15 protein-coding genes are annotated in these 13,312 nt (G+C 61.5%); 13 read left to right on the top strand and 2 right to left on the bottom strand.

The features are described from left to right. Positions 1-298 precede the first annotated feature (298 nt). Both HARCEL1_RS02900 and HARCEL1_RS02895 read left to right on the top strand, forming a co-directional pair. Positions 299-925 carry a helix-turn-helix domain-containing protein gene (locus HARCEL1_RS02900; RefSeq protein WP_108381104.1) on the top strand — a complete coding sequence of 209 codons (627 nt, stop codon included), beginning with the start codon at positions 299-301 and terminating at the stop codon, positions 923-925. 91 nt (positions 926-1,016) lie between these two features. Then, positions 1,017-2,327: a glycosyltransferase family 87 protein gene (locus HARCEL1_RS02895; RefSeq protein WP_108381103.1), complete on the top strand. Its 1,311-nt coding sequence runs from the start codon at positions 1,017-1,019 to the stop codon at positions 2,325-2,327. Between the two features lie 104 nt (positions 2,328-2,431). Here the strand turns inward: HARCEL1_RS02895 and HARCEL1_RS02890 are convergent, their stop codons facing one another. Beyond that, positions 2,432-3,397 (bottom strand): transcription initiation factor IIB, encoded by a 966-nt coding sequence (locus HARCEL1_RS02890; protein WP_108381102.1) that lies wholly within the window; start codon positions 3,395-3,397, stop codon positions 2,432-2,434. A gap of 123 nt (positions 3,398-3,520) precedes the next feature. Here HARCEL1_RS02890 and rnhA point away from each other — a divergent pair, with 123 nt between their 5' ends. Next, positions 3,521-4,111 (top strand): ribonuclease HI, encoded by a 591-nt coding sequence (rnhA, locus tag HARCEL1_RS02885; RefSeq protein WP_108381101.1) that lies wholly within the window; start codon positions 3,521-3,523, stop codon positions 4,109-4,111. Positions 4,112-4,116: 5 nt separating this feature from the next. On the opposite strand, the gene HARCEL1_RS02880 is transcribed toward rnhA, so the two are convergent. After that, positions 4,117-4,476, bottom strand: coding sequence for a PadR family transcriptional regulator (locus HARCEL1_RS02880; protein WP_108381100.1), 360 nt, complete (start codon positions 4,474-4,476; stop codon positions 4,117-4,119). A 250-nt stretch (positions 4,477-4,726) separates the two neighbouring features. On the opposite strand from HARCEL1_RS02880, the gene HARCEL1_RS02875 reads away from it, so the two are divergent. The 10 genes from HARCEL1_RS02875 (at position 4,727) to HARCEL1_RS02830 (ending at position 13,290) form a co-directional block, all read left to right on the top strand. Further along, positions 4,727-5,260, top strand: a complete 534-nt coding sequence (locus HARCEL1_RS02875; protein ID WP_108381099.1) for an inorganic diphosphatase — start codon at positions 4,727-4,729, stop codon at positions 5,258-5,260. A 202-nt stretch (positions 5,261-5,462) separates the two neighbouring features. Beyond that, on the top strand, positions 5,463-6,380 hold the full coding sequence (locus HARCEL1_RS02870) for an FtsB/FtsL family cell division protein (protein WP_108381098.1): 918 nt from the start codon (positions 5,463-5,465) through the stop codon (positions 6,378-6,380). A 173-nt stretch (positions 6,381-6,553) separates the two neighbouring features. Further along, entirely contained in the window at positions 6,554-7,177 is a 624-nt protein-coding gene (locus HARCEL1_RS02865; protein ID WP_233357388.1) for a hypothetical protein, read from the top strand. Between the two features lie 134 nt (positions 7,178-7,311). Next, positions 7,312-8,136 (top strand): hypothetical protein, encoded by an 825-nt coding sequence (locus HARCEL1_RS02860; RefSeq protein ID WP_108381097.1) that lies wholly within the window; start codon positions 7,312-7,314, stop codon positions 8,134-8,136. A 213-nt stretch (positions 8,137-8,349) separates the two neighbouring features. Next, a complete protein-coding gene (locus HARCEL1_RS02855; protein ID WP_233357387.1) occupies positions 8,350-8,949 on the top strand; it encodes a hypothetical protein in 600 nt (199 codons plus the stop codon). 70 nt (positions 8,950-9,019) lie between these two features. Next, positions 9,020-10,333 (top strand): hypothetical protein, encoded by a 1,314-nt coding sequence (locus HARCEL1_RS02850; RefSeq protein ID WP_108381096.1) that lies wholly within the window; start codon positions 9,020-9,022, stop codon positions 10,331-10,333. 86 nt (positions 10,334-10,419) lie between these two features. Further along, positions 10,420-11,079 carry a hypothetical protein gene (locus HARCEL1_RS02845; protein ID WP_233357386.1) on the top strand — a complete coding sequence of 220 codons (660 nt, stop codon included), beginning with the start codon at positions 10,420-10,422 and terminating at the stop codon, positions 11,077-11,079. A 190-nt stretch (positions 11,080-11,269) separates the two neighbouring features. Further along, complete coding sequence (locus tag HARCEL1_RS02840) at positions 11,270-11,545, top strand: type II toxin-antitoxin system HicB family antitoxin (RefSeq protein WP_108381094.1); 276 nt, start codon at positions 11,270-11,272, stop codon at positions 11,543-11,545. Between the two features lie 6 nt (positions 11,546-11,551). After that, positions 11,552-11,794 carry a type II toxin-antitoxin system HicA family toxin gene (locus tag HARCEL1_RS02835; protein ID WP_108381093.1) on the top strand — a complete coding sequence of 81 codons (243 nt, stop codon included), beginning with the start codon at positions 11,552-11,554 and terminating at the stop codon, positions 11,792-11,794. Between the two features lie 221 nt (positions 11,795-12,015). Then, positions 12,016-13,290, top strand: a complete 1,275-nt coding sequence (locus HARCEL1_RS02830) for a hypothetical protein (protein WP_108381092.1) — start codon at positions 12,016-12,018, stop codon at positions 13,288-13,290. Positions 13,291-13,312 lie beyond the last annotated feature (22 nt).

The raw sequence follows: 13,312 nt of genomic DNA, 5'->3' as shown, positions 1-13,312 counted from the left end.
CCCTCCCGACTCCACCCCAGTGGAAATCGGTTGGTCCCACACCCCTCCGGTGTGAGACGACAACACAGCGTAGGGGAAGGGTCACCTTAATGACTCCCGGGTTTGCCGAACGCGGGGAAATCCCTCCGCCCTCGTGCCTTTATTTTTGATAACGACCTTCTTTCGGGTCCATCACCGCTTCGATACGACGCAGAGCGGACGAAAGGATCGCGTTCGGGGTCACGGTCGTCGTCGCCCTCGGCGGGCCCGTCGAGAATCGGCACGCTCTTTATCAATCTTCGACCCTAACGTCAGGTAAATGGATGCCGCCGATCTCCTGGATCTGCTCGGGAACGAGAACCGTCGGCGCATCCTCGCCGTCCTCGCCCGGAAGCCACGCTACGTCACCGAGATCGGTGATCTGCTTGGGTTGAGCCCGAAAGCCGTGATCGGTCACCTGCGCAAACTCGAAGCTGCGGGCCTCATCGAGAGTACGGAGGGCCGTGCTCGACGAAAGTACTTCTCGATCGTCGACCCGCTCCGTCTGGAGGTGACACTCTCGCCGTACGAGTTCACCGTCAAGCGATCGTATCCACAGTCATCGGGGCCGTCCCCCGGCGAGGGCGATCACGTCGACGTCGATCTCGACACAGACGATCTCGCGACGGAACTCGATCAGTTGCTCGCGCTCCGGCAAGACCTCTCGCTGGCCCAGCGCCGTCTCGAAGGTCGGGTCGCGGGCACGCTGGATCGATTGGCCGAGGAGTCCGAAGCCGACAGACTCGGCGCGGCGGTCGCCCTCGCGATCGCAAACGGCGCCCGATCACGGGCGGAGATCGCCGCTCGGGTAGGTATACCGCCCGAAGACGTCGCGCACGTGCTCGCCGTCCTCGCCCGCGAGGACGTGATCAACCATCGATCTGATGGAATAATATTATCCAAATAAATTGTGTGTTACTAATGGAGGGGATGTGGCTTGGGGATTCTGGTGGTGTGTTGAGCGATGTGTTTTTTTCTTGCCCCCTTCTCGGGCCAGTATGGACTCATTCTCTACCCAATGGGTGTCAAAAATAAGAAGCTATCCTTTCCTTTCTGTCGCGATATTATTGTGTATTCTGTATATTTTATTGAATGTGGTACTGCATGTGGCCGGTGTTTTCTCAGGTCCTCGTTTCCATGATTTTAGCGCCTATTACGATGCAGCACGCCGGTTCCTTCACGGGTACCCACTGTATGATCACCTCCCTCAGTATGAACGCGGCCAGATCACCTCACACCCAGAGTATCCCGAAGGGATGCGGTGGCTATATCCACCGATAATCGTTTTATTGTTCGTTCCCTTCACATCGCTCCCGCTGTTCGTTGCTGGTGTGCTCTGGGACATATTGTCGTTGCTGACTATATTTGTCGGGGTCGTCTCTCTGTTGCGTGCTCTTGACGTTGAGCTCGGAATAGTTCATTATTTCCTGGTAGGCGCGATGATTCTCGGATTCGGCCCGACGATCACTTGGCTGAAGTTGGGTCAAGTTTCGGGGTTACTCGCAGCCTCTCTGTGTTTTGCAGCGGCTATTTTAAATTCCAAATGGAAATATAACCGCAAAATAAGCGGCTGTCTGACGACGATACCGGCGCTATTCAAGCCGTATTGGGCTCCGGCCGGTGCCCACTTACTTCGAGACCGGGAGAGGCTCTATGGTGCTACTCTATTTGGCCTTTTCATTGCTGGAGTGAGTTTGGCGGTTTTCGGTATCACTCCACATTTCGATTATGTTGCCACAATTGCCGGTGGAAAAGGCTGGGGGGCGGCCTCAGCCCCCTCGATGTGGACAGCGACGCATTTCCGTCCCTTCTACTATATCCAACCCCTGGTGGTGAAAAACGCACTGCGTATTTCGCTCATACTTCTTGTAATTTGGCATTCGATCAACACACTGGATGACGGAAACATGCGTGTGGAGTGGTTGTCGATGGCTCTTGGATTCACATTGATACCCATGGTTACACCGAGTGTCAATACACTCCAATTAAACGCGCTCGTTCCTGCCTTCATCATTGCTTATGTCACGGAATCGCGGGCGGGTGAGACGTACGTCGGCCGACCGTCGCTTGTGGTACTTTCGTTCGTTCTGGTACACGCGCATCCATACACCGTCGAGTTCCTCGCCAAATTTGGACCATCGCACTTTCCCTCAATGCGATCGATCTCAACTTTCATTCCAATTATTCAGCCGGCATTGTGGGGTGTTTTGATTCTTTTCAGTCTGATCCTCATCAGGCTGCACCAACTTGGAGATGGAACTGACGGCAATCTGTTGAAAGGAAATTCATTTCGAAACCGATTCCAATGATCGCCAGACAAATCGAATCGCAATCTCTGATATTCAGTGTGATAGGGGCCATCTGGGTACTGTAATTCAATCCCCCAGATGGTATTCTCTAACTGGAAGACCGTCTAACTGGGGATGCCCATCGCTTCGATCTGCTCTTGATACCGGTTCCGGATCGTCACCTCGGTGACCTGCGCGACGTCAGCGACCTCGCGCTGGGTCTTCTTTTCGTTGCAGAGCAGGCTTGCCGCGTAGATCGCCGCGGCGGCGTAGCCCGTGGGTGACTTCCCGGAGAGCAGCCCCTGGTTGGCGGTCTCCTCGATGATCTCGTTGGCTTTCGTCTGGACCTCCTCGGAGAGGTCGAGTTCCGAACAGAATCGCGGCACGTACTTTTTGGGATCGACGGGCTCCATCTCCAGGCCGAGTTCCTGGGAGATATACCGATAGGTGCGCCCGATCTCCTTGCGTTCGACCCGCGAGACCTCACCGATCTCTTCGAGGCTACGGGGAATGCCCTCTTTCCGGCACGCGGCGTACAACGCGCTCGTCGCGACGCCCTCGATCGATCGGCCGCGGATGAGGTCGTCGTCGAGTGCGCGCCGGTAGATCACCGACGCGACCTCCCGCACCGAGCGCGGCACGCCCAGTGCGGAGGCCATGCGGTCGATCTCCGAGAGCGCGAACTGCAGGTTGCGCTCGCCCGCGTCTTTGGTCCGGATGCGTTCCTGCCACTTCCGCAAGCGGTGCATCTGGGACCGCTTTTTCGAGGAGATCGATCGACCGTAGGCGTCTTTGTCCTTCCAGTCGATCGTCGTCGTCAACCCCTTGTCGTGCATCGTCTTCGTCGTCGGTGCCCCCACCCGCGATTTCTCCTGTCGTTCCTGATGGTTGAACGCGCGCCACTCTGGACCCGGGTCGATGTTCTCGTCGTCGACGACCAGGCCGCAGTCCTCGCAGATGAGTTCCCCCCGGTCCGAACTCCGTGCGAGGTTCTCGGAGTCACACTCTGGACAGACACGGACGCCTTCCTCGGTGTCCTCCTGGGTTCGGGTCTCGGACGCGCGCTCTCGCTGGCGGGTGGACCGTGTCATCGCACTTTTATGGTAGTAGATCCAGCCCCCTTAAGCTCTTGGGCATAAATCTTTCGGTCCTTTGCGAAGGGACAGGAACGAGAATATCCACAGATCCAAGGGCTTGGGAGTTCTCTGGCGGGTATGCCAGTCATCGAGTGCGATCCGAGTGCGGCGCGGGACCGACTCGTCGAGGCAGGAGTGTCCGTCGAGGAGGGCAACACCGACCACGAGCGCTGGCGGGCGCGCCACGCCGGCGGGACGGCCGTCGCCTACGACGAGAAAGTCGTCCTCCAGGGCGACTCGGCCCGCCTGCGTGGCCTGTTGAGCGACGGCGGCGGGCGCGCCCACGTCTATTTCGACGGTGCCTGTCGGGGCAATCCCGGACCGGCGGCCATCGGGTTCGTGGTCGTCGCTGCCGAGGACGGCATCGTTGCGGAGGGCTCCGAGCGCATCGGCCGAGCGACCAACAACGTCGCGGAGTACGAGGCCCTGATCCGCGCGCTGGAGGTCGCCGCCGACCACGGGTTCGGTGCGGTCGTCGTCCGCGGGGACTCGGAGTTGATCGTCAAGCAGGTCACCGGGGCGTACGACACGAACGACCCTGACCTGCGCGAACGCCGGATTCGGGTGCGGCAACTGCTGGAGAACTTCGAGGAGTTCGACATCGAACACGTCCCGCGCGAACTCAACGACAGGGCCGACGAACTCGCGAACGACGCGTTCGAAAACTAGCGGGGTTAGTTCGCGGCTTCGAGCAGCGCCTCGATGTCCCCACGCCGACCGTCTTCGGAGAGCAGACGGGAGAACTCCCAGGACAGCTGTTCGAGGATGGCGTCGTAGCCCGCTTCGGTGAGCGCGTACTGGTTGGTCCGTTTGTCGAGTTCGCTCTTCTCGACGAGATCCATCTCGACGAGGTCGTCGAGGTTCGGGTAGAGTCGGCCGTGGTTGACTTCGGATTCGTAGTAATCTTCGAGTTCGCGTTTGATGGCGAGGCCGTAGCGGGCCTCGTCCGCGAGAATCATCAGGATATTGTGCTGGAACGCGGTCAACTCTCGTGCGACGGTTGGCGACTCGGCCACGCTTTGTGACTCTGACATGGTTAGTGAAATGTCATCACGGTATTTAAGAGTTGTTAAAGCGATTGGGTTACCGGTCCGACGACGGGTCTGAACCGCCTCGGCCGGCAGTCCGGTGTATCGAATTACTTTCGAATCATCGCCGTAGTAGTAATTGAACCGATTTTCATTGTAACTTTTGATAAATATCTGCGTGAAACTGAACCGGTCGTGATTGTTTCAGATCCGATCCGGAAGGGCCTAAGGGAATCGACTCGGAACGTCGCTTGCAATGTCCAACCTCTGGGAAGACGTTCCTGCGGGCCCGAACCCGCCGGAGACGATCACGGCGGTCGTGGAGTGTCTCAAAGGCGAACGTAACAAATACGAGTACGACAAGTCGGTGCCCGGTGTCGTTCTGGATCGGGTGCTGCACTCGAACGTCCACTACCCCTCCGACTACGGCTTTATCCCACGGACGTACTACGACGACGGTGACCCACTGGACGTCCTCGTGCTCGTCGAGGACCAGACGTTCCCCGGGTGTGCGATCGAAGCGCGCCCGGTCGCGCTGATGAACATGGACGACGACGGCGAACAGGACGACAAGGTCATCGCCGTTCCGACCGAGGACCCCCGCTACGACGCCGTGCAGGACCTCGACGACCTCACCGACCAGCAGCGCGACGAGATCGCGGAGTTCTTCGAGACCTACAAGAACCTCGAAGCCGACAAGGAGACGACCGTCGAGGGCTGGAAAGATCGTGCGGCCGCCGAGGACGCCATCGCCCACGCGATGGATCTGTACGACGAGCAGTTCGCCTGATCGGGCCGTCAGATCGACGCCGTCGGTCGGCCAGCACCTGGACAGAGTTTCGATGATCCCGATCGAGGTGATCGCCTGTGGTCGCCATCGGTGAGTCGCCCTCGACAGTCGGAGGCCGCCGTGGAGCGACTGGGTCGAGATCGCCGCGGGCGGGGCCGCCCCCGTCGCCACCGACGCCGCCTTCAACTCCAGTTCCGCCTCGATGGTCACCACCATCCAGCAGATCACCTTCCCCTTCGGCGGGATGCTCGCCATCGCCATGATCGTCACCATGCTCATGCTCGGCGCGCTCTCCGCGGCCGGCATGGGTGCCGCCGGCATGGCCGCCGGGCTGGCCAAGAAGGGCGCTCGCGGGGGCAAGCGGGTCGGCTCGAAGGCCAGTTCCACGCTCGGCAGTGGCGATGGCGCGTTCATGGGTGGCATGGCCGGGGGCTTTCTCGCCAGCGACGAGGACGGCACTCAATCGTTCTCCAGCAACACCGGCATGGACGACTCCATCGCAGACGCGCCGGAACCGGTCTCTGCGGTCGGTGCGACTGGCGACACGCCCGACAGCTTCGAGCGCGTGGATCGTCCGGGCCGTCCCACCCAGGCCGACCGCGCGCCCGATCCCAACGTCGACGAGTGGGACACCTACGTCGCAAAGGCCGGCGGCGACGAGGCCGTCGCCCACGAGTTCATGCAGAATGACCGTCAGATGGTCGCCCAGCAGCGCGAACTCGTCGCCCAAGAGCAGCAGATGGAGTCACTCCAGCAAGAGATTCAGTCGCTGACTGACGACAGCGGTGGCGACGACAGCGTCGGGAAGGGGCTGTTGAAAGAGTCGAACAAGTCGATGGTTGCGGAGGGAATCAAGAAAATTGCGACGCCTGTCCTCGCAGGAGGAGGTGCCGAGGCGGCGGGCTCCAGTCCCGAGATGGCGATTACCATCACCGGGCTGGCTGGAGCGGGCGCCTACTTCGGAGCGGAGGGAACTGGCAAAGCCTACGACGACGGCAAGCAATGGCTCAATCGACAGCGGCAGAACTTCTCGATCGGCTACCATGCTGGGAAAGGGTGGATGGACGAGAAGCTTGGCGGGATCGACGAGACAGTCAATTCGCACGATAAATACGAATGAGAATGGAATCGAACATACTAGGCCACGACGAAGAGGACTGCGGTGTCGAAGTTTTTGATGAGAGAGGCAACAGGCACGTAATATCAATATATTGGAATGGAGACATAAACCAGCACGCTACACCAGATTATCCGAACAAACCTGAAGACCGCACGGACGAACAACAGCAGATCATGAATCAGGTCGCCGCGCGGGCCCGATACGAGGCCCAGCGAGCGTTCCCCGAGGAGGACATCCTCCCCGACCTCTGGAACCCGGAGTTCCTCAAACGCGGCGTCGAGGCGCTCTCGAACTACTCCATGAGCGCGTTCAACCGCGAATTCCGTCCGTTTTACGAGGCGCTGGACGATCCCTGGCCGCTGATCGACCACGACCGATCGAACGTCCAGGACGCCTCGATTGTCGTGAGACAGCCGTTCACGATCACCGCCGACAATCGCATCGGACGCGTCGCAGACGTCTCGGTCGAGTACGTCCTCGCGGGGGAATCCGAGCCTCGCTTCGTCGGCCCAACGTACGACGATTTCGACGCGGATGTCGTGACCTGTGAGTTGATTCCGATTCCGTTCGTCGAGGACTATCCCTACGAGGATCACTTCCACGTGCTCGTCATGCAACACCTGCTCGCTCAGGTCCGAGACACCTATCTCCACATGGGCGAGCAACCGCCAGAGGCCTATCTGGTCGACGGGCCGGGCAAGGTCTCGGGCTTCCACGGTGACGGCATTCGACGCGATCCCGACGAGATCCACGTTCCTGACGACTACGATTTCACCATCGAATTTCCCGACCCGTGACCGCTGCCCGATCAACTGGATTTTAGACCGTTGCATTCGACAGTTCGACAAGTGTGACTCACGCCTCGGCACCGATCGCGTCTCGCATCTCCCACCAGCCGAGGCGTTGGCCATGGTGTATTACCGCCGCCGGCATGGCCGCCGGGCTGGCCAAGAAGGGCGCTCGCGGGGGCAAGCGGGTCGGCTCGAAGGCCAGCTCCACGCTCGGCAGTGGCGATAGCGCGTTCATGGGTGGCATGACCGGGGGCTTTCTCGCCAGCGACGACGACGGCACTCAATCGTTCTCCAGCAACACCGGCATGGACGACTCCATCACCGACGCGCCGGAACCGGTCTCTGCGGTCGGTGCGACTGGGGCCGCCGACGATGGCAGTCGTCGCGAGTACACCACGCCGTTCGACACCGAGGACCGCGACGTCGAGCGCGTCACCCAGACCCGCGACACCGGCGCGGACCACGACATCGATCCGATGTACACGAACCTCGCGGACGGCGACCGCGCCCTCGCCGCGCGATTCCAGGCGCAGGATCAGAACGCCGCCGCCATGCGACGCGAGATCGGGGGGCTCACCGACGACGGCTCCGGCGGCACCCTCACCGAGGGTGCGGCCAAGGAAGTCGTCAAGACGCTCGCCGGCACGGGTGCGACCGCGCTCATCGGAACGCTACTCGGTCCCGGCGCAATCGGCACCGCTGCGGCCGCTGGAGGCGGCGCGTTCGTCGGCTACGCCGGACAGAAGGCCGTCGGCCGCTACGGCGGGACCGTCGCTCGCGCGATGCCCGACTCCGTCCGAGAGGGGTTCCACGACCGCGCCGTCTCCGCCAAGGCCTGGTACGAGACTCAGGAGGTCTCGTTCAGCGCGGCCTACCAGAAGGGCCGCGACTACGTGCTCAACTCCGGCGACAGTGGGCCGTCGACAGCAACGAAAGGTACGGACAATAGTCAGTTTGAGAACTGAGATCAATTAGATAACATGAGTGGAAAACTGAGTGGAGGGGCAATGAACGCAGAACTCGCAGGTAGTGACGAGTCCGAAATTGGTATTCGAATATTTGATCAAAAACAGAACAAACATATGGTTCACGTGGGGTGGAAAGGAAATATAACAGAACATTATGTAGACGACTACCCAGTAAATCCCACCGACCGAACCAACGACGAGCAGCGCATCATGGCCCAGGTCGAGGCCCGTGCGAAGTACGCCGCCCAGCGGGAGTTCCCCGATGCCGACATCCTCCACCCGATGTGGGACATCGACCACCTCATGCGGGGCGTCGAAGCCATCTCGAACTACCCCATCGGTGAGTTCCACCGCACCTTCCGGGACTTCTACGAGGCGCTCGAATCGCCCGCCGAGTTCGTCTCCGACGCGAGTCGAGTCGACGATCGCACGTGGGAGATCCACAAGTCGTTCACCATCACGCCAGACAATCGCATCGAGGACGTCCTCGATGTCGCACTCGTCGCCGCGACCGACGACGGCGATTCCATCGAGGTCGGGCCCGAACCCACCGATTACGAGTATGCCATCACTGCGGGCATGCCCATGATGGACTTCGCCGACGACTTCGACTTCGAGGCCGAGTTCCACGAGATCGTCGTCGCCAACCTCATGGCACAGGTTCGCGATCTCTATCTCCACATGGGCGAGCAGCCACCCGAGGAGTACCAGATCGAAGGCTTTGGCAAGTTCTCGATCAACGGCGATCGCACCCACGCCGAGTGGCGGGGTGTCACCGACGAGAACGGCGACCTCATCGGGCCGAAGTAGGGCGAGTCAGTCGTCTCGATCGGTCCCTGTCTTCAGAGGGATTTTTGTCGCGGGACGACTCGCTTGAAGCGTGAGCGTCGCCGTCGGCGGTCTCGTGCTCGCTCAGCCGTCGAGTCGACCGGCCACCAACATGGCCGCCGGGCTGGCCAAGAAGGGCGCTCGCGGTGGGAGGAGCCTCGGCTCGAAGGCGACGAATCGGCTCGGTGGCTCCGATAGCGCGCTCATGGGTGGCGTGGCCGGGGGCTTTCTCGCGAGCGACGACGACGGCAGCCAGTCGTTTTCCAGCAACACCGGCATGGACGACTCCATCGCAGACGCACCAGAGCCGGTTGCCGCCGCTGGCGACACCGCCGGCCAGGAGTACGCCGACGTTCCCGACGACGGACAGACTAGCCAGATCGACTCGACCGGAACGGCCGACTCGACTGGCACGGCCGACGACGCGGCCGTCGTCGCTGGGACTGAGGCGACCCAGACTGGCGACAGCACCGACGAGCGTGCCAGCACGAGTGGGAGCTCAGAGAGTTCGCCACCTGACGACGGCGAGACTGGCGCGAGTGAGGGCACGAGCGACGACGGGCCTTCGACGCGCGACCTCGAACAGCGTATCGCGCAGTTAGAGCAGAAGATCGACCGGCTCGCGAGTGAGGACACTGACGTACCCGCGGACGGCGAGTCCGACGCGGTCGAGACCGGCGACGCGGCGACCGCGCCGCCCGACGACGGCGACACCCAGGCAGACGATGACGCCGACCACGAGCCGCTGGAAGTCGACGACGAGGGTCTCGGTGACGACGATCTCGTGCGGTCTGACGCGTTCTACATGAGTGCGACGGGCGGCGACCGCGAGGCCGCGACCCAGGCAAAACGTCGAGATATGGCCTTCCAGAAGCAACTCTCTGACAAACTCGACGAAGACCACGTCGCCGACGAGTACGTTGCCGGAGCGGGAAGTGCGACGGCGGGCGACGCGGCCGAAGACGTGTCGAAAAAGATCGGTGCGGACCTCAAAGACGCTGGGGCGGACGTTCTCGGCGACCTGAAAGACGACACGATCGATGCAGTGACGTCCAAAGAGGGACTGATGACCGCCGGGACCATCGCCATGGCCCACGCCCCCGATATCGCCCATACGGCCATCAACACCATGCAGAGCGTCCCCGGCGGCGAGATCGCGACGACAGGTCTCGCCCTCGGTGGATACGTCGGCGCGAAGATGCTCAAAGGCACGACCGCCACGGCGGCCAATCGTCGGCTGAGCGATCTCAGTGGATCCGTCCGCAAGAAGGGCCGAGAGCTTCGGACGGCCATTTCGGGTGGCCCGGGTGGGGCGGATGGTGTTGGAGAGTTAGACAACTCTGACGAAATCAATCCAAATAAATGAACGTTAATATAACCGGTAACGATCCAGATCAAGGGATTGGTGTCGAAGTAACTGATGAACGAGACAACTACCATTGGTTAGCTGTTATGTGGGATGGGTCTATTCGAGGCCACGAAACCGACGACTACCCCCACGACCCAGCCGACCGAACCCAGGAGGAACAGGCGATCATGGGCCAGGTCGAGGCCCGGGCGAAATACGTCGCTCAGCGGGAGTTCCCCGACGAAGACATCCTCGACCCCCTCTGGGATCCCGACCACCTCGAACGTGGCGTCGAAGCCCTCGTGAACTACACGCTCGGTGAGTTCCGCACGAACTTCCGGGACTACTACGAGGCGCTCCAGCGACCCGAGGAGTTCGTCCCGGACGACCCCGCCGACATCGACGAAGCCACTCTCCGCATCTACAAGTCGTTCACCATCACCGAGGACAACCGGATCGACGAGGTCTACGACACCATGATCAACTACGACCTCGAAGACGGTACCTTCCGTTCGGTCGGTGACGCTCCCGACGACTGGTCACACGCGATCGATCTGAACCATCCCAAGATGGAGTTCGATCCCAATTACGATTTCGATGCACAGTTCCACCGGTTGATCGTCGAACACCTCCACGCTCAGATTCGTGACGTCCACTACAACATGGGGATGGAACCACCAGACGAGTACAAAGTGAGTGGTTTCGGCAAGTTCTCCTATCACGGTGATGGCATCGACACCCGCCCTCACACACCGGACGCGTGAGTATCCGAGCAGGTGTCGTTCGAGGAACCGAGCGATCGTCAATAGCCCACTCGTTTCCGACCACTACCGTGCCTTTAGCGCGCTCGATACTCGTTCGTGGCGAGAACACAGTCCCGTTTGAAGCCGAGTATTCCGACCGCATCACGGCCCCCGAACCCATATTCGCTCGCACCCGGCACGTTCGGGTATCGTGGCCAGTTCCGCGCGTTCGGGCGACGAGCCAGATCACCAGGAGATCCGCCTGATCGAAGCGGACGACGGGTGGGTCGCGAAGGACGTGGCCACTGGCGTCGCCAGCCAGGGCGAATCCAGACAGGAGGCGCTGGCGATGCTCGACGAAGCGGTGGCGCTCCATCGCGGAGAGATCGGCGACCCGATCGAAGACGAAGCGGCGTTCATGGAGGAGATCGGTATCGACCCCGACAGCGTCGAACCGACCGACGACTTGCCCGACTTCTTGGCGTAACCTGCAATGCCGACCACCGACTTCTCCGGGCGAGACAGCATGAAGGTGCTTCGCAAGCACGACTACCAGTTCGTCACCCGGACCGGCAGTCACGTCCAGATGCGATACGTCACCGACGGCGGGACAGTCAGAAACGTGACGATCCCCACGAAAGACCGTGTCCACACGGACACCTTGCACTCCATCGCCGACCAATGTGGGGCCACCAAGTTCGACGAGTGGTGCCGGTGGATCGAGAGCCATCGGTGAGACCCTAGGTCGTCGCGGTTTCTCCCAGAGAGAGGATCATCGAATGCGATCTACCGGCTGTTGACGATCCAAGAGACGGAAATACAGCATCGTCACCGTTCGTCCTGGGTTCAGATAGATTCTTGACTATCACAACAAGAGAGTCGTTCGTGGTCCTTACGGGCCAGTCGTCGGGGACTGTAGCTCCCCTCCGAGGAGCGACTGCTCTGAGACAGCTTTCGGTGACTCCGAGTGACGTCAGCGCCGGCATCGACATCATGCTCCTGGGCGGCACCCTCACCATGGCTGGGCTCGGCGCTGCCTCCACGGCCGCCTCCGGCATCGCCTCCAAGACCATCGGGGCCGGCACCAGAGTCGTCGGCGCCGCCGGACGCAAAGGCGTCGGCGCGCTCAAGGGCTCGGTCGGCAGCGGCGTCGGCTCCGTCGCCAATCGCGTCGGCATCGGGGGCGTGCTCCCACAGGGCTTCAGCGACGGCGGGTCCTCGAACAATCGCGGTCACGACAACTCCATGACCGACGCGCCCCAGGATGTCCCTGCGCTCCCCGCCGCCGATCAGGGGAAAGAGTACACTACTGACACCGTTCTCGACGACGGTCAGTCTGGGAGCGACTCGGCCGGTGACGTAGCCGTGCCCGCGGGGACCGGGGCGACCCGAACTGCCGACGCGACCGACGAGCGTTCCAGTCGGACGAGTTCGACGAGCGAGGCCGACGCGCCCGACGACGGCCAGACTGGAGCCGACTCGACCGGTACGGTCGACGACGCGGCCGTCGCCGCAGGGACTGAGGCGACCCAGACTGGCGACAGCACCGACGAGCGTGCCAGCACTGGTGGGAGCCCAGGGAGTCCGCCACCTGACGACGGTGAGACTGGCGCTGGCGACGACGCGCCCTCGACACGCGACCTCGAACAGCGCATCACCGCGCTGGAAGCGAAGATCGACTCGCTCGCCGGCGAGGACGAGACGCCAGTCCAGACGGCCACGCCAGATTCGCCCGATACCGAGCAGTCATCGGACGATCCGTCAGACGACGGGCTGACCGCAGCGGACCTCGATCCCGACGCGATGGACGAAGACGAGTTCGTGGACGCCTACACGAGTCTGGACGAGGACGAGCAGGCGAAGTTCGTCCGAGATCAACTCGGAGGGACCGGGAATAGGTATCTCGAAGCGTTCGCCAACGACGCCGCGAAAGGCGCGATAACTGGTGCTGCAGGAGGTGTGATGCTCGGTGGAGTCGGTGCGATCCCGGGCGCGGTCATGGGCGCGTTCGCCGGGGGGATGAAAGGAGTAGCGGGCAAAGGCATGGCGGATGTCGTCCGGAAACAACGCAGCGGTGAAACCTTCACGCAGTCCATCGAGGATGTCAGTGGTGACATTCTCGGTGAAGCGAAACAGGTTACGTTCGATTATTCGCTTCGGGACCACCTCACGCCTGGTTCCGTGACGAGAGAGTCCAGCGAATCGGTCAATACCCACGATAAATACGATTAATCATGAAAGCAAACATACTTGG

It is taken from the genome of Halococcoides cellulosivorans, from assembly GCF_003058365.1.
Classification (GTDB): domain Archaea; phylum Halobacteriota; class Halobacteria; order Halobacteriales; family Haloarculaceae; genus Halococcoides; species Halococcoides cellulosivorans.
Note: the sequence above shows the minus strand (reverse complement) of the source record. Positions and strands in the feature narration are given on the sequence as shown.